Origin of the sequence: Streptomyces sp. NPDC048473, from assembly GCF_043200155.1 — a bacterium.
Lineage (GTDB): Bacteria > Actinomycetota > Actinomycetes > Streptomycetales > Streptomycetaceae > Streptomyces.
In genome coordinates this window covers 40,339-56,462 of record NZ_JBICXE010000016.1, presented here as the reverse complement: position 1 = coordinate 56,462, position 16,124 = coordinate 40,339, and the positions used below count along the sequence as shown (strand labels likewise).

General features: G+C 67.1%; 15 protein-coding genes and 4 pseudogenes. 6 read left to right on the top strand and 13 right to left on the bottom strand.

Features of this window, described 5'->3' with window-relative positions:
- The first annotated feature begins 263 nt into the window (after positions 1 to 263).
- The gene (locus tag ACGFU7_RS24660; protein WP_238576850.1) at positions 264 to 641 is read left to right on the top strand and encodes a nuclear transport factor 2 family protein; all 378 of its coding nucleotides are present in this window, start codon (positions 264 to 266) and stop codon (positions 639 to 641) included.
- A gap of 72 nt (positions 642 to 713) precedes the next feature.
- Here the strand turns inward: ACGFU7_RS24660 and ACGFU7_RS24655 are convergent.
- A pseudogene (locus tag ACGFU7_RS24655) lies at positions 714 to 1,166 on the bottom strand (transposase); the annotation flags it as partial.
- Between the two features lie 507 nt (positions 1,167 to 1,673).
- Here ACGFU7_RS24655 and ACGFU7_RS24650 point away from each other — a divergent pair.
- Positions 1,674 to 2,114 (top strand): IS110 family transposase, encoded by a 441-nt coding sequence (locus ACGFU7_RS24650; RefSeq protein WP_393698305.1) that lies wholly within the window; start codon positions 1,674 to 1,676, stop codon positions 2,112 to 2,114.
- Positions 2,115 to 2,127: 13 nt separating this feature from the next.
- Here ACGFU7_RS24650 and ACGFU7_RS24645 read toward each other — a convergent pair whose 3' ends face one another.
- Both ACGFU7_RS24645 and ACGFU7_RS24640 read right to left on the bottom strand, forming a co-directional pair.
- Positions 2,128 to 2,883, bottom strand: a complete 756-nt coding sequence (locus ACGFU7_RS24645; protein WP_393698304.1) for a transposase family protein — start codon at positions 2,881 to 2,883, stop codon at positions 2,128 to 2,130.
- 118 nt (positions 2,884 to 3,001) lie between these two features.
- On the bottom strand, positions 3,002 to 3,322 hold the full coding sequence (locus ACGFU7_RS24640) for a transposase (RefSeq protein ID WP_393698302.1): 321 nt from the start codon (positions 3,320 to 3,322) through the stop codon (positions 3,002 to 3,004).
- Between the two features lie 211 nt (positions 3,323 to 3,533).
- On the opposite strand from ACGFU7_RS24640, the gene ACGFU7_RS24635 reads away from it, so the two are divergent.
- Entirely contained in the window at positions 3,534 to 4,493 is a 960-nt protein-coding gene (locus tag ACGFU7_RS24635) for a helix-turn-helix domain-containing protein (RefSeq protein ID WP_393698300.1), read from the top strand.
- A 113-nt stretch (positions 4,494 to 4,606) separates the two neighbouring features.
- Here the strand turns inward: ACGFU7_RS24635 and ACGFU7_RS24630 are convergent.
- The 3 genes and pseudogenes from ACGFU7_RS24630 to ACGFU7_RS24620 all read right to left on the bottom strand — a co-directional run.
- Positions 4,607 to 5,298 (bottom strand): annotated as a pseudogene (locus ACGFU7_RS24630) (alpha/beta hydrolase); the annotation flags it as partial.
- 136 nt (positions 5,299 to 5,434) lie between these two features.
- Positions 5,435 to 5,695 (bottom strand): annotated as a pseudogene (locus ACGFU7_RS24625) (N-acetyltransferase); the annotation flags it as partial.
- A 398-nt stretch (positions 5,696 to 6,093) separates the two neighbouring features.
- On the bottom strand, positions 6,094 to 6,390 hold the full coding sequence (locus tag ACGFU7_RS24620; RefSeq protein ID WP_393698298.1) for a hypothetical protein: 297 nt from the start codon (positions 6,388 to 6,390) through the stop codon (positions 6,094 to 6,096).
- A 21-nt stretch (positions 6,391 to 6,411) separates the two neighbouring features.
- Here ACGFU7_RS24620 and ACGFU7_RS24615 point away from each other — a divergent pair.
- A pseudogene (locus tag ACGFU7_RS24615) lies at positions 6,412 to 7,038 on the top strand (response regulator).
- Between the two features lie 200 nt (positions 7,039 to 7,238).
- Here the strand turns inward: ACGFU7_RS24615 and ACGFU7_RS24610 are convergent.
- The 7 genes from ACGFU7_RS24610 to ACGFU7_RS24580 form a co-directional block, all read right to left on the bottom strand.
- A complete protein-coding gene (locus ACGFU7_RS24610) occupies positions 7,239 to 8,486 on the bottom strand; it encodes an MFS transporter (RefSeq protein ID WP_393698296.1) in 1,248 nt (415 codons plus the stop codon).
- A gap of 149 nt (positions 8,487 to 8,635) precedes the next feature.
- Positions 8,636 to 8,977 carry a GNAT family N-acetyltransferase gene (locus ACGFU7_RS24605; protein ID WP_329839340.1) on the bottom strand — a complete coding sequence of 114 codons (342 nt, stop codon included), beginning with the start codon at positions 8,975 to 8,977 and terminating at the stop codon, positions 8,636 to 8,638.
- Between the two features lie 212 nt (positions 8,978 to 9,189).
- Complete coding sequence (locus ACGFU7_RS24600; RefSeq protein WP_383959972.1) at positions 9,190 to 9,645, bottom strand: SsgA family sporulation/cell division regulator; 456 nt, start codon at positions 9,643 to 9,645, stop codon at positions 9,190 to 9,192.
- Positions 9,642 to 10,022 carry a WhiB family transcriptional regulator gene (locus tag ACGFU7_RS24595; RefSeq protein ID WP_393698294.1) on the bottom strand — a complete coding sequence of 127 codons (381 nt, stop codon included), beginning with the start codon at positions 10,020 to 10,022 and terminating at the stop codon, positions 9,642 to 9,644. The genes ACGFU7_RS24600 and ACGFU7_RS24595 overlap by 4 nt, the downstream gene beginning before the upstream one ends.
- Before the next feature lie 80 nt (positions 10,023 to 10,102).
- Entirely contained in the window at positions 10,103 to 10,699 is a 597-nt protein-coding gene (locus ACGFU7_RS24590; RefSeq protein ID WP_393698292.1) for a CE1759 family FMN reductase, read from the bottom strand.
- Positions 10,696 to 11,811 (bottom strand): LLM class flavin-dependent oxidoreductase, encoded by a 1,116-nt coding sequence (locus tag ACGFU7_RS24585; protein WP_393698291.1) that lies wholly within the window; start codon positions 11,809 to 11,811, stop codon positions 10,696 to 10,698. Before ACGFU7_RS24585 ends, ACGFU7_RS24590 begins: the two co-directional genes overlap by 4 nt.
- Before the next feature lie 93 nt (positions 11,812 to 11,904).
- Complete coding sequence (locus ACGFU7_RS24580) at positions 11,905 to 12,522, bottom strand: SsgA family sporulation/cell division regulator (RefSeq protein ID WP_393698289.1); 618 nt, start codon at positions 12,520 to 12,522, stop codon at positions 11,905 to 11,907.
- Positions 12,523 to 12,747: 225 nt separating this feature from the next.
- On the opposite strand from ACGFU7_RS24580, the gene ACGFU7_RS24575 reads away from it, so the two are divergent.
- Entirely contained in the window at positions 12,748 to 14,490 is a 1,743-nt protein-coding gene (locus ACGFU7_RS24575; RefSeq protein WP_393698287.1) for a pyruvate dehydrogenase, read from the top strand.
- Positions 14,491 to 15,206: 716 nt separating this feature from the next.
- Positions 15,207 to 16,064, top strand: a complete 858-nt coding sequence (locus ACGFU7_RS24570; RefSeq protein WP_393698285.1) for an alpha/beta fold hydrolase — start codon at positions 15,207 to 15,209, stop codon at positions 16,062 to 16,064.
- Positions 16,065 to 16,124: the final 60 nt, after the last annotated feature.

Genomic DNA, 16,124 nt, shown 5'->3' with positions numbered 1-16,124 from the left:
CTGGTAGACCGCCTGGCTCATGCTTGCCCCTCCGTCACAACCCCGTGCAGGCCATCCCACGTTGTGGCGGCTGCGCGAAGATCCTCGACGTCCGGCTTGACGTACCACTTCTTGGTGGTCTTCACGTTCGTGTGTCCTGCCCACCGGGCAAGGATGTGATCCGGCACGCCGTTGTTGGCTAGTGCTGTGACCGGGATGGTTCACCGTGATCGGAAGGCGGCTCGCGGGACGAGCGCACGCGAAACGGCTGGTATTACTGGGGCATGCAGGAAGAGACAGCACGCTCCGCGATCGACACGTTCATCTCCGCGTTCAACGCCTCGGACGACAGCTATGTGACTGCCCTGCTCTCCCAGGCCCTGACCTCAGACGTGGTCTTCTGGGGGCCGTTGGGCCGCAGCGAAGGAATCGCGGCGGTCGAGCGGTTCGTGCTGGACATCCGGCGCCACCCAGCGGGGACCGGCACGATGGTGCGCTGCTCAGCGGTGGACATGCCTGACGAGTGGGCCCGGTACAAGTGGGTCTTCACCACGCCGGATGGAGGCCCCCGCCTGGCGGGAACGGACGTCGTCCATCTGCGGCGGAGCCTCATCGACCAGGTCATCGTCTTTGCGGGGGAGATCGAGGCGTCCGCCTCCTGAGTCATCCTTCTGTCGCTGTCCTTCTCCTGAACTTGCCCCCTTCGGCGCTCGGGGGCTGCGGTTCGCAGTTGGTCAGGCTGCGGTGTTGAGGGGGCGTCCGCCCCAGCGGATGCCCTTTTCGCTGCGGATGCGGGCACGTTCCTTGCGTTGGGCGGCAAGTACGTCGGGGTGGCGGGCGTTGGCGTTGCGCCAGCGCAGGTAGCGGTGCAGTGCCTGGGTTTGCGCGGGGTGGCTGCGGTGGTGGGAGTTGGCCAGGGTGAACTGCCGCAGCGGGCCGAAGTGGGCCTCAATCGGGTTGGCCCAGGAAGCGTAGGTCGGGGTGAAGCACAGCTCGACCTTGTTCTTCTTCGCCCAGCGGCGGATGTCCGCGCCGGTGTGGGAGGAGAGGTTGTCCAGGATGATGTAGATCGGGGCGCCGTCGGGTCGGGTGGCGCGGATCGACTTGAGCGCGGCCAGGGTGTTGGCGGTGCCCTTGCGGCGGCGGTTGACGCCCCACAGGCGGTCGTCGCCCACGGAGTAGCAGCCCGTACCCTTCAAGCAGGCTCGATCGGGCATGAGCGGCAGCCCCGGGACACCGGTGCCGCTGCTCGCCCTCGCTGCTAATTAAGAGCTGCGATCAGGATCGCTACAGTACGGGCGTGCAGGTGGGCACCCGGTCGGGCGGTAAACTCCGCGTCCGGCCAGGAAGGCCGGATGCGACTCGTAGCAGCCTGCCCATCAAAGGGCTCTTCACGACTCCGTCGGCCGGCCTTCCGGGACGCCCCGTAACTGCTGATTAAGAGTGGCGACTCGATCGCTCGTACGGACTTGCCTGCGGGTGTCCCGACTGTCTGATGATCGTTGCATCTATAGCCAGGAAGGCTGGATGCGACTCTCGTACTCCTGCCCGTCATGGGGCTCATGTCGACTCCGTCGGCCAGTCTTCTGGTCACCCGTCATAACTGATTAAGAGCTGCGACCTCGATCGCTCGTACGGACTTGCTTCAGGGGTGGCCTGGCACTTCCTGTTCGTGTTCGATCTGGAGAGACGAGATGACGCAACGGCCGCCACAGGTATGGGCCGGGATCGACGTGGGGAAAGGACATCACTGGATTTCCGTGGTCGATGCCGATGGCGACCCACTGTGGAACCGCAAGGTGATCAACTCCGAGCCCGACATCCTCACCGCATTCGGTGAGGTTATGGATACAGCGGACCACGTGACGTGGGCACTTGACCTCGTTGACGGGCCAGCAGCGTTACTGCTGGGGACCCTGGCCAACCACGGTCAGAGTCCCCGGTACGTCACAGGCTCAAAGTTCGCAGCGTTCAAGAAGAGCTTCAGCGGCCAGGGAAAGTCCGACTTGAAGGACTCCTACATCATCGCCGAGTTCGCCCGCTGTCGCCCAGTGTTCCTTGCGCCTCAGTGGGCCATGCGAGGCCAGGAATGGATCGAGGACTTGATCCCCGACACGGAGTGGCTGACGTATTGAGCGATGCCCAACCTTATGTTGATGCGTGGTGAAGGACGAGGACGGCCTTCACCACGTCGGTGATTCGGTTGGTGCTGCAGCGGAGCTTGCGTAGGAGGCGCCAGCCCTTGAGGGTGGCCATGGCCTGCTCGCCGAGACAGCGGATCTTCGCGTGGGAGGTGTTGTGGCGACGCTTCCACATCTTGAGGCGCCGGCCGCGAAACGGAACTCGGACGGGTCCGCCGACGCCTTGATACGCCTTGTCCGCCCAACACCGGAGTCCTGCCTCGGTAAGGGCTTCGATGATCCCGTGCTGTCGCGCGGCGGTCAGGTCGTGAGCCGATCCGGTCAGAGCTGGCGAGGCCCAGAGCAGCCGTCCGAACGGATCGGTGAGGATCTGCACCTTCATGCCGTGGTGCTTGCGTTTCCCGGAGTAGTAGGGAGTGTCAGCGGCGATGCGGTCGATCGGCAGGAGAGTGCCGTCGAGGATGACGAACGCCTTCTCCTGCATCGTCTGCATTGCCTTGGCCAGGGACGGGGCGAGGACGGCCAGGGCGTCGACGGCTTCACGTATGTAGCCGTAGACAGTGGCGATTCCGATGCCGAACCCGGCGGCCAGCTGGGCGTAGGTGTCACCGCACCGCAGGTGGGCCGGGGCGAGCAGTGCTTGTCGCGAGGCGGGAAGGCGTCGCCACCGCGTCCCGATGTCCTGCCGTCTGGCCGTCAGTCGTCCGGTCAGAAACCGCAAGGTGCGGCTGGACAGATCAATCGAGGATGGGTAAACAAGCACGCGAAGCTCCTGGCAGACACGGGTGATCTTGGTCGAGAACCCGTCTACCAGGAGCTTCGTCGTTGTGCAGGACCGTCCAACGTGTGGTCACCACCGCCAGATTGGAAAAGGCTCACTGTCAACTCCCCTTCGTGTTCAGGACACAATCCCCTACGAAATACCGGGCCGCCTTGCGGAGGATGTCCCGCTCCTCCTCCAGCTCGCGGATCCTCTTCCGCGCGGCCGCCAGCTCCGCCTGAACCGCGTCACCACCCGGCCGCGGCGCCGCCGCGGGCGTGGAGTGAGCACCGGACCGACGTCCGTCAGCGGCCCTGATCCAGTTCCGCAGCGTCTCGGTGTCCACCCCGCGGTCGGTGGCGACCGACTTGATCGTCGCTCCCGGACGCGACCGGTACAGCGCGACCGCGTCCGCCTTGAACTCGGCGGGGTAGTGCTTCATCCCCACAGGGACTCCGTTCTCCTGGACCATCAAGATCCAAGTCTCTCCGGTGTCCAAAACCCGGGGGCAGGGCCCCATGAGCCGGGGTACGGGATATTGGACAGAGCACCAGTCGGGTGACTGATGGCGACGACAGCTGATGGTTCGAGACTGGAATTCCTACTGTTCCGACGCTCCCCAGGGAGCGTCTGCACGACCATGACGAGAGGTCATGATGTCCGTCGTACTCTCCGTCCAGCCGCTGCCTCCGTCCGAGCGGGCCGACTACTGGCAGAGCATCGTCTCCGACACCTTGGTTCCGATGGACGTCACGCTGCACGAGCGCGAGCCCGCGATGGGGACGATAACCGTCGATACGCTCGGCCCCCTCCAGATCTCGGTGGTCGAGGCAGGCCCGGCGAGCGTGTCGCGCCACGCCTCCCTGATCTCCAGGGGCGGAGCGGAGTACATGACCATCACGCTCCAGCACCAGGGAACCGGGCGGCTCACTCAGGACGGGCGCCAGGCCCTGGTCCGCCCCGGTACTTTTACCTGCTCCGACGCCGGCCGGGCCTACGGCAGGGAACAGCCGGACAACTACCGGTTCACATCGATCCGGGTGCCGAAGGATGTGCTGGCCGTGACGGACACCGAACTGCGGGCGATCACGGGGACCGTCTTCGACAGCCACTGCGGCACGTCCGGAGTCGTCGCCGGCCATCTGGAACGTCTGGCGGACCGGGCGGCCGGGTTCGACCCGTACACAGGTCGGCAACTCGCGATGACTGCCGTCGATCTGCTGACGGTGCTGGTACGCGAGCGGCAGGGGCTACTGAACCCCCACGCGTCGGAGGTGGCCCGCGGGATGCTGGCCCGTATCAAGGAGTACATCCTGCGACACCTGGCCGATCCAGGTCTCTCTCCGGAGATGATCGCGTGCGCGCACCACATGTCCGTCCGGTACCTGCACAAGATCTTCCAGGCGGAGGGGACCACGGTGAGCCGTTGGATCCATCGCGAGCGCCTGGAGAGGTGCCGACGGGAGCTGTCCAGGCAGTCGAGGTCCGCGCCTACCGTCTCGGCGGTGGCTCAGCGCTGGGGCTTCGTGAACCCGTCGCACTTCAGCCGGGCCTTTCGCACCGCGTACGGGATGTCGCCCAGGGACTGGCAGTCCAGCACGCGCCACGTGTGAACCGAGGCGACGCTCCGCCCGGCCGCACCGCACGGACGGGCCCGTGCGAGCGTGCCGATCCCGCCTTGGCGGGGGCGGGATCTCACGGACGCGGCCCGGGGAGCGGGCCAGTGAGCGGTGGATCGGACCGCGTCCTGGATGAGCTCGGCCAAGCGCTTGGGCTGGGTGAGCATGACCATGTGTGAGGAGTCGACCTCGGTGGTGGTCATGCCGGCGCGCTCGTAGCCGTAGCGCTCCATATCGGGGTTGAGGGTCCGGCCGGAGGTGGCGATCAGGGCCCACGAGGGCTTGGTCTTCCATGCCGTGACCGGCGCGGTCTCCGTGAAGGCCCGTGCGGACAGCGGGTGTCGGGAAAAGCCGAGCACAGCAGCGAACTCGGGGTCCACATCCGCGGCAAAGAGGGTCGGGGAAGTGCTCGACCGGCACCGAGACGTCGGTGGCGGTCTCGTCAGAGCCCGCCACGGGGAGGGGCGTGCAGACGAGCGCGTCGGCGAGGCCCGTGCCGGGGAAGCGCCCTTGCAGCTCGCCGAGGCTCTCGCCCTCCTCCAACGCGCATCCGGCCAGGTAGACCAGCGCCTGGACGTTGTCCTCCGTACCGGCGACGGTGATGACGGCGCCGCCGTAGGAGTACCCGACCAGGACCACGGGGCGCCTGGGATCGCACGTACCATCGAGGCGATGTAGGCGGCGTCGTCGACGAGGCTGCGGTTGGGTATGGCCGGGGCCACCATCTCCAGGCTGGCTGCCGGCAGTCCGGAGTGACGCGGGCATAGCGGGAGGCGTCGGCGACGGCGCCGTGGCCCAGGACGACGGTGGGATCTACGGGTCAGGACATGAGAGAACTCCTCGGTGTGCGGCTGTGGCCTGGAAGGTTGGGGCTCGGCGTGGTTCACAGGCCGAAATCGTGCGGGGTGCACCTCGGGCACCCGGTCGGCGTACTCGGGGTGCTTGCCGATCCACCCCTGGATGAAGGGGCAGTACGGCAGGACGCGCAGCCGGCATGCCCGGGCGTCGTCGAGGGCTTCCCGGGCGAGCAGCCCGCCAGGCCACGGCCGGCGAACCGGGCATCGGTCTCGGTGTTGGATGAAGGCGATCTCGTTCTGCGAGAGGCGGTATTCGACGAAGCCGGCGGTCTCGGTGCCGTCGTCGCCGGCGAGGATCTCGTACCGGTCTGGGGGGCGGTCCACCACGTGCGGTTCCATGGGTGCTCCTGCGCGGTCGCGGTGTACAGGGTGTCGGTGGTGTTCAGAGCGTGCGGCGCACGCCCGCCTGGCGTACCAGGTTGCGGAGCCGGACCGCGAGATCGCCCTCCACGGCAGCATGGGCGGGGCCGCTGCGGCCGATGGGTGAGACCTAACAGACCCGTGGCGGCCCAGCGGTGCAGGGAAACCGCCAGGTCGACCCACAGCGTGCGCTTGGGCCGGGTCACGGCGGTCATCAGCGCCCCGAAGCAGAGGAGCGCCAGATGGAAGACGCACAGGCCGTCGGCCGCGCCGCTGAACATGACGAGTGTGTAGGCCAGCCAGCTGTCGGCGAAGGCGGGCAGTACGCACAGGGCGACGGTGCCACGAGCCGCGTCCTCGAAGAACCCGAGCTGCATTCATCCCGTCATCACGGAGGCGATCGCCACCGTGAAGAAGCCCAGCGGCACCGGTGAGGCGATGGGGCGCAGGTTGATCCGGGTCATCGACCGGGGGTCCACCTCGAAGCGGCGCCTCGGGGCGGCGTCCGGCCCGTCGGCAGGCCCGGACGTCCGGCCGGCCTGCACGAACGCGTCACCCCCCTCGGAGGACGTCTCGCCGCGGGCCCCGCCAGGCGCCGGCGCCTGGCGGCTTGCCGCCCGCATCCCCCACCCCGTCGGCACCGACAGAAGGGTCTCCCCCGTGATCCGCGCCATGATCACAGAAGGGTCTCCCCCGTGATCCGCGCCATGATCGTCGACGACCACGCCCTGGTCTGCCTCGGCCTGGCCGACTTTCTCAACGCCGACGACGGCTCGAAGTGGTCGCCCAGGCCGCCGACGGTCTCCAGGTCATCGAACAGGCCACCGCATCGATGTCGCCCTCGTCGACGTCCGCATGGACGCATTACCGCCACCACCCGGCTCCACGCTCTCCCCCACCCCCGAAGGTGATCACTCTCACCACCTTCGACCTCGACGAGCACGTCTACAGCTCCCTGCCGCCGGAACCGACGGATTCCTCCTCAAGGACACCGATCCCGCCGAAATCCTGCGCGCCACCTCGTGGCCGCCGGTTCCGCCATGCTCCACTCGTCCGCGGCCCGCCGCCTCATTGGCCGATACCACGTCGCCAATCAGCCTCGGGCCACTGCGGCGCAGGCCCTCCTGGGCCAGCTCACCCGGCGCGTACGCGACGTGTTGGCCCTCCTCGCACAGGGCGACACCAACGCCGACATCGCCGCTCGCCTCGCCATGCACGAGAGTTCGGTGAAGGCCCACGTCAGCCGCATCCTCACCACCTTTGACGTCAACAACCGCGTCCAGGCCGCCCTCCTCGCCCGCGATGCCGGACTCACCTCCTGACCGGCTGGATTTTTCCCAGCGAAGCGGTCGCGCGAAGACGCCGCCTTCGGCCACGCCCTTGCCCTCAACGGAACCCGATGGGGACCGACGTTGAGCAAATCCCACTGAACGTAAGGGACTCCATGGTCACGTGGAGTCGCGCATGTTCCCTATCCGTTTTCTATTGCCGGTTGGACTTAATCAGGCCCGACTGGTCTGCGTCAGGCGGACGAGTCTGGCGAGGTGCTCTCTGTCGAGGCCGGCTGCGGTCGGCGTTCAACGGCCCAGTAGGCAAGAGCGGCCAGCGGGAGAGCGGCGCCCAAGCCGGTCAGGCCGGCCCAGCCGGCAGCGTGGTAGACGATCGCCCCGAGCTGGGAGCCGATCGCACCGCCGACGAAGAACATGGCGATGAAGGCGCTGTTGAGGCGGGCGCGGGCGGTCGGGTCGAGCTGGTAGACGGTGTGCTGCCCCAGGATGAGTGTCGTCTGCACAGCCATGTCGATCAGGATCGCAGCCAGGGCGATCAGGACGATGCTGTGCCCGCCCAGACCCGCGACAGCAAAGGCCAGCGCGGTCACAAGGAACGCAGCCCCGGTCATGGGACGTACGAGTCCTCGGTCGGCCCAGTGCCCGGCGAACGGAGCGATGGCTGCTCCGGCCGCGCCCACGAGGGCGAAGACGCCGACTCCGACCGGTGAGTAGTGGAAGCGGGGACCGGTCAGAACAAACGAGACAGTGGTCCAGAACGCACTGAACGCGCCGAACATCGCCGCCTGGTACAGCCCTCGACGCAGCAGCGCGGGATGCGTGCGCACCAGCTGGACGGTGGAGCGCAGCACATGGTGGTACGGAATGGATGTGGTGGGTGCGTGCTGTGGCAGGGCCGCACGCAGGGCCACCGTGAGCACGGCCATCAGAGCGGCGGAGCCGAGGAAGACGACGCGCCAGCCTGCGATGTCGGAGACCAGGCTGCTCAGGGTTCGGGAGAGCAGAATGCCGGCAAGTAGACCGCTCATGACCCGTCCGACGATGCGGCCCCTGGCATGGTCCGGGGCCAGGTTCGCCGCGAAGGGCACCAGGATCTGAGCCACGACGGAGGTGGCACCGCTGATCAGCGACGCGATCAGCAGCATGGGGAAGCTCGTGGCGAGGCCGGCTGCCACGAGGGCGAGGGCCGTGATGATCAGGAGGACGGTGACCAGATTGCGCTTCTCCAGCCGGTCGCCGAGCGGAACCAGGAAGATCATGCCGAAGACGTAGCCGACCTGGGTGAGCGTGATCAGTATCCCGGCCGTGGCTGTGCTGATGTGGAAGACACCGCTCAGCGAGGACAGCAGAGGCTGGGCGTAGTAGAGGTTGGCGACCGTCGTCCCGGACGCGACGGCCAGGAGCGCGACCAGCCAGCCTGGCACGCCTTGTGAGGCCCCCATGGACCGGGGCGAAGTGCGGAGGTTAGACCTTGTGGACATGTGCACCTTCTTTCGTCACGCAGGCACAACCACGGGAACGCAGCTTTCCCTTCCTCACCAGGAGCGATGATCGGGGATATCAGTCATCTCATGCAGAGATGACCAGCAGCGTCGCCAGGTACCTGTTGGGCATGCAATAGCGGAACCGATCAACGTGACAGCACGGCTGCCAGCCACTGCCGGATCTCAGGGGTCACGGGGTCGGTGATGTCGTCGAACTCGTCATGCTTCTTGAGGAACTTCGCGACGTAGGGGCAGACAGGCACGATGCGCTGCCCCGAGGCGCGGACGTCGGTCAGCGCCTGCTGCACGAGCTGTGAGGCCAGGCCCAGCCCGGCGTAGGAGTCGTCGATTTCGGTGTGGTAGAAGACGCGCTGGTCGGCGCTGTCGCGGTAGGCGGTGAAGCCGGCGACCTTGCCGTCCACCAGGATCTCGTAACGGTGCTTGTCGGCCACTCGCTGAACGATCGGAGCGTCGGCGGGTCGTGTCATTGCGTGCCTCTCAGGCGTGTCGGGATTGTGCGTGGAGTGAGGGTTGCGTGGGGCAGAGCGTGCGACGCTGTCATGGCGGCGGCCGACTGTCTCCACCTGTGAAGGAGTCCGGACCGAGTGGAAGCGGGCCTCAATGGGCTGCCTCGAAGTACTGCTGGAAACGCCGCGCGAGGTGGCTGTTACCGGGTCACGTCGCCCCATGGCGAGCATCGTCAGCTGCTGAGCAGCGCGCTCAGGATGGCGTCCCAGTTGATCCGCGCATTTTCCTCGCCCGGAGGGACGGCTTCCCACGTGCGCACCAGCCATTCACGCAGGGGCTCGCTGGGTACGTCCAGGAGAGCTGAGCCGCTGGTTCCTCGCAGGAGCATCCGCACTTCGGGTCTGTTGCTGCAGCGACACGGTGGCCAGATGCGGACGTCACCGTCCCCGGAGGGCTTGTTCAGGCCCGTCTGAAGAAGGTCTCGCGCAAAGCTCCACTGGGCGTTCTCCCGGTCGTCGTGGCTGGACACTTCAAGGAGCGCGGTGAAGGGACTTTGCGGGTCGTAGACGAGGCGTGCCGACAACGGCACCGCCTCGGTGGAAGTAATCACCAAGTCGACCGCGAGATCCACGGTGATGACGCCGTTCGGTGGTCGTCCCCCTTCGTCGCGGAGCGGTTGTGTGCTCATGATGGTTCTGCCTTTCGACGTTCAACGGACGCTGGAAGCAGCCCATCAGGGCTGTCAATGAACCCCTGCCCCTTCCCCTTGGGCTGTGTGCCGGGCCGGCGAATGACGTCGGTCCCGGAGCGGCGCTCGGCCTCGGTTCGTCCGCCCCAGACGCCGAAGTTCTGATCGGATGTCATGGCGAAGAGGCCGCAGGGATCACTTACGGGGCACCGACGGCAGATGGCTCGTGCCACCTCCTCGCGTCGACGGCGTGTATGGCCCCGCTCGCCGGTCGGCGAGAAGAAGACTGAGCTGTCCATACCGCGGCATGCGGCGTCGGCCTGCCATTCCCATACCCGCAGGAGCGGCTTGGTCTGTGGCTTGGTCTGTGTCTTCATCGAATTCTCCTTCCATGTACCTGCGGAGCTGTTGGGGGAGGAACAGTTCCATGACCTGACGGGGAATGCGCTGGCCGGGTCTATGGCTTCAGCGCGGCGAGCTGCGCCTCGAAGGGCACCACGGCGGGGCTCTCGCCGGCAGGCTTCCTGACCGTGGACAATCCGGTCATCAGTGCCGCCAGTTCGCCCGCGGCCCGTTCGATCCGGCCGTCGAGCCCTTCAGCGCCCCAGTCCTCGGAGGCGGCGTACACCCCGGTCGGAACGACGACGGCCCTCAGGTACGCGAAGAGCGGGCGCAGCGCGTGGTCCAGGACCAGGGAGTGCCGAGCGGTGCCGCCGGTCGCGGCGATCAGCACCGGCTTCCCGGCCAGGGCGCCCTCGTCGTGCACGCTCAGCGCGTCGAAGAAAGACTTGAACAGCCCGCTGTACGACGCGGAGAACACTGGCGTGACGACGATCAGGCCGTCGGCCGCCGCCACCGCGTCGAACGCGGCGCCCAGCGCCCGCCCCGGGAACCCGTTGGTGAAGTTGTGCGCGATCTCCACGGCGAGGTCGCGCAGCTCGAACACGGTCACGTCCGCCGAGGTCCGCCCGGCGGCCCGGGCGGCCAGCCGGTCGCCGAGCAGCCGGGTGGAGGACGGAACGCTCAGCCCTGCCGAGACGACGACGAGCTTCATGCGCGGACTCCTTCTTTCGCGGTGGCCAGCAGGGACGTGTGGGTCGGCGCGTCCGGCACATCGGCCGGACGGTCCTTGGCGAACTCCTTGCGCAGCACCGGCACGACCTCCTCGCCGAGCAGGTCCAGCTGCTCCAGCACGGTCTTCAGCGGCAGCCCCGCGTGGTCCATCAGGAACAGCTGGCGCTGGTAGTCACCGGCGTACTCGCGGAACGACAGCGTCTTCTCGATCACCTGCTGCGGCGAGCCCACCGTCAGCGGCGTCTGCTCGGTGAACTCCTCCAGCGACGGGCCGTGCCCGTAGACCGGCGCCACATCGAAGTACGGCCGGAACTCACGCACCGCGTCCTGCGAGTTCTTCCGCATGAACACCTGCCCGCCCAGACCCACGATCGCCTGCTCCGGCGTGCCGTGCCCGTAGTGGGCGTACCGCTCCCGGTACAGCTCGACCATCTGCTTGGTGTGGTCGGCCGGCCAGAAAATGTTGTTGTGGAAGAAGCCATCACCGTAGTACGCGGCCTGCTCCGCGATCTCCGGCGAACGGATCGAACCGTGCCACACGAACGGCGGCACCCCATCCAGCGGCCGTGGCGTGGAGGTGAACCCCTGCAACGGGGTACGGAACTTGCCCTCCCAGGTGACGACGTCCTCACGCCACAGGCGGTGCAGCAGGGCGTAGTTCTCGATGGCCAGGTTGATGCCCTCCCGGATATCCTTGCCGAACCACGGATACACCGGGCCCGTGTTGCCGCGCCCCATCATCAGGTCCATCCGGCCGTCAGCCAGGTGCTGGAGCATCGCGAAGTCCTCGGCGGTCTTCACCGGGTCGTTCGTGGTGATGAGGGTGGTGGAGGTGGACAGGATCAGCCGCTCCGTCCGCGCCGCGATGTAGCCGAGCATCGTGGTCGGCGACGAGGGCACGAACGGCGGGTTGTGGTGCTCGCCCGTCGCGAAGACGTCGAGCCCGACCTCCTCGGCCTTCAGCGCGATGGCGACCATGGCCTTGATGCGCTCACGCTCGGTCGGCGTACGGCCCGTGGCCGGGTCAGGGGTGACATCACCGACGGTGAAGATGCCGAACTGTGTGGAAGTCGTTTCGCTCTTCTGGGTCACTCGGAATTCCTCTCGGGTGAATACGAGCTGAGTGGACGGCTGTAGTGCAGTGCCCGGCCTGGGCGTCCGTCAGGGTGCGACCGGGGCGGTCCGTCAGCCTCTTCTGCCTGTGAGCTCGCTGATGGCGCGGTCGAGGTCCATGTGGAGGCTTTCCGCTCCTTCGGGCACCAGTGCGAAGGTCCGCCGAAGGAATGCAGTCACCTCCGAAACCGCCATTTCGACCAATGCTGTGCCGGAGACATTCCTCAAGACGACACGTAGGGAGTGCGGGTGGCAGCGGTGCCGAGGAATGACCAGTACGTCACCGGAACCGGTCGGCCGGCGCAGCCCCTCAGTCACCAGCTTGCGAGCGAACACCCAGTCGACGGTTCTCTTCATCGGCGCGCCGAGGGAAAGGCGGATCGCGTAGGGGTCCGCCATGTCGTAGTGCAGCTCCGCGGACAACGGAGCGGGCATGCCCTTCGGGACGCTGACGTGCGCCGTCACTGTGCACGTGACCGTGCTGAGACGCTGATCCATGGTTGCCCCAAAGAATGATTGCAGAAGCGGTTTTCTACGCCCGACCCTAAATTCCGGTGGCTGGCACAGGTTGTCGAGGAACGCACGGACCATTGCCCGTGAAAGAACTATGTTCCGGCGAGCGTCTCCATGAATGCCGCCGTCCCAACGGCAGCCGTTCCGGCAACGACGCGGTGCCTTGTCGGTGGACATCGGGCCGGGGCTCGCCGCACAGGCCACCTGTGGTCGGGGTGAGCCGTCGACCGGCGTCGCACCAAGTCCGATTCAACCGGCGGTTGTCCGGCGTCCATGTGCTGGAAGCCGAGCGCGGCCGTGGTGCACTGCCGGACCCCTCACCGTGCACGGAGGGACAACTGGTCTGCTCGGCGCCTCATTACCCTGGCCACCGCCCCGTGAGCGACCATTCGAGGAGCACCCATGCCCAAGCAGACCGTTGCCGAGCAGTACGTCGACCTCCTGGCCCGCGCCGGAGTGCGCCGCATGTACGGGGTGGTGGGCGACAGCCTGAACCCCGTCGTCGACGCGATCAGACGGCACGACGCCCTGGAGTGGGTCCAGGTTCGACACGAGGAGGTCGCGGCCTTCGCTGCCGGCGCCGAAGCGCAGCTCACGGGCAGGCTGGCGGCGTGCGCGGGGTCCTGTGGGCCAGGAAACCTGCACTTGATCAACGGCCTGTTCGATGCCCACCGGTCGATGGCTCCCGTCCTCGCGCTGGCTGCGCAGATCCCCAGCGGCGAGATCGGAACCGGGTACTTCCAGGAGACGCATCCTGACCGGCTGTTCGAGGAGTGCAGTCACTACTCGGAACTGATTTCCTCGCCCCGGCAGATGCCGCGGGTGGTGCAGACGGCGATTCAGCATGCGGTCGGCCGGCGCGGAGTGTCCGTCGTAGCGCTGCCAGGAGACATCGCCGCCGAGAACTCTCCGGTCGGCGGGGCCGAACTCGCGATGCCGCTGGACCGGCCCGCGGTCCGTCCGGCCGATCAGGAACTGACCCGGCTGACGGAGCTGGTGGACGCCGCCGAGACGGTTACGGTGTTCTGCGGCCGGGGTGTCGCCGGTGCCCACGCCGAGGTGATGGCGTTCGCCGAGAAGGTCAAGGCCCCGGTCGGCCATGCGCTCCGAGGCAAGGAACACATCCAGTACGACAACCCGTACGACGTCGGCATGTCCGGACTGCTGGGATACGGCGCCGCGTACGAGGCCATGCACGAATGCGACCTGCTGCTGCTCCTCGGCACCGACTTTCCGTACACGGACTTCCTGCCCCGGCATGTCAGAACGGTCCAGATCGATGTTCAGCCCGAACGGCTGGGCCGTCGCACCCAGTTGGACTTCGCCGTCTGGGGAGACGTCCGTGAGACGCTGCGGTGCCTGATCCCGGCCGTGCAGGAGAAGCCGTCCCGCCGGTTCCTCGACCGGATGCTGGACCGGCACGTCCACGCTTTGGAGGGTGCCGTCGGTGCCTACACCCGCAACGTCGAAAAGCACACTCCCATACACCCCGAGTACGTGGCGGCGGTACTCGACGAGGAGGCTGCCGACGACGCGGTGTTCACCGTGGACACCGGGATGTGCTGCGTGTGGGCCGCCCGCTACCTGACGCCGAACGGCCGCCGCCGCATCCTGGGCTCCTTCGTGCACGGTTCGATGGCCAACGCCCTGCCGCAGGCCATCGGTGCGCAGTTCCTCGACCGGACGCGTCAGGTGGTGTCGCTCTCGGGCGACGGCGGCTTCTCCATGCTCATGGGCGACTTCCTGACGCTGGTGCAGTACGGGCTGCCTGTGAAGGTGGTCGTCTTCAACAACTCCTCGTTGGGCATGGTCGACTTGGAGATGATGGTGGACGGGCTGCCGCCGTACGGCACCGGGTACCCGCACACAGACTTCGCAGCCATCGCCACAGCCGCCGGTGCGCGGGGTATCCGGGTCGAGAAGCCCACGGAGGTGCGTGACGCCCTGCGTGCGGCCTTCGCGCACGACGGGCCGGCGCTGGTCGACGTGGTGACCGATCCCAACGCACTCGCGATCCCGCCGAAGATCACCTCCGAGCAGCTCACCGGCTTCGCCCTGTCGGCGAGCCGCACCGTCCTCACCGGAGGTGTCGGGCGCATGATCCAGCTCGCCCGGGCAAACGTCCGAAACGTTCCGCGTCCATAAGGCCCTGAGAACCCAGGGCACCATCGGCTACGTCCCCGAGGCTGCTACATCGCGTCAAGCCGCTTGAGGGAGATCGTCGAGGCAAGGCAAGTACCTTACGCTCTGCAGGAGTTCACCGCACGCCTCGCCCGGTGGACGGCGTACCACCGTTCGCCTGGCACAGCTCCATCCACTTACCGGAGATTGCCAAGCAGGCCGCGTACTACAGCGACGGCTTCTTCCGCCATTCTCTGTTCGGCCGACCACACCAATTGAATTGAATGGTCGAGTTGTAGCGGTTCCGCTATGCCGCTATGCCGCTACGGTCACGGCATACCCGAGCAGACGATCGGCGGGGCCCGGCGCAGCAGGTACAGGTGGTCGAGAAGACGTTGCCGTTCCACGAGCACGTGGGGGACGGTCAGCGCCACTGTTCCTGACGGACTGCGTGCCCAGTCATCTACACGGCTGCTTGGCGACCGGCCGGCCCAGGCCGGCCGGTGTGCGCAGGCGCAGGCCGGCGGACGTCCAGGCAGGCCGGATCGAGCGGAAGGCCGGGGAACCGGCCCGCATGAGTGAACCGCCGACGGCCAAACCGCCGCGCCAAGGGCGACCTCAGAACGCCTCTCTGGGCCACCACCTCGCCACGTTGCGGCCCACCGAGTGAGAAGCCGGGCCCCCCGCCCGGCATACCCATCCCCCGACCCGAGTGGACACTCATGGAAGACCTGACAGGCATGACACATCACACCGCCGTACTCAACGGGATCAAGCAGCACTGGGTGACCGCCGGACAAGGCCCGCCGGTCTACCTGCTGCACGGCTTCCCCGAGACCTGGTACGGCTGGCGTAAGCAAATACCCGTACTGGCCGAGCGGTTCACCGTGATCGCGCCGGACCTTCGCGGCTACGGAGACACGGAAAAGCCCGCCTCCGGCTACGACAAGCGGACCATGGCCAAAGACATCGTCGCGCTGATGGACCATCTCGGGCACGAGCGGATCGCCCTCGTCGGCCACGACCGCGGGGCACGCGTCGGCACCCGGTTCGCCAAGGACCACCCAGAACGCATCGACCGTTTCGTGGCCATGGACAACATCCCCACCCGGGTCATCGCCGATACCTATGACGTGAACCTCGCCCGGCAGGGGTACTGGTTCTTCACCTTTCTCGGCGTGCCCGACCTTCCCGAGGCGCTGATCGCCGGCCGTGAGGAGATCTGGCTCACGCACTTCTACCGGAGCTGGTCGTACAACCCCGACATGCTCACTCCAGAGGAGATCGCCGTCTATGTACGCGCCTACCAACAGCCGGGGGCGGTGCGGGGATCCTGTATGGACTACCGTGCGGCGCCCCAGGACGTCGCCCAGGACCGGGAGGACGCCGACCAGCTCATCGACTGCCCGGTGCTGACCCTGTGGGGCGAGGACTTCAGCGCCGTCGGACAGGCATACGACGTCCTGGACGTATGGAAGGGGATCGCCCGCGATGTCCGCGGCGTGCCCATCGTTCAGTGCGGGCACCTCTGCCAGGAGGAACGCCCCGACGTCGTCAACCGGGAACTCCTCGACTTCCTCGCGGACTGGAACGGCTGAACGGGGCGCCGCATCCCGAACTCGGGGAACAGCAGCGGAACGTGGGCCGGGGCCGATTGC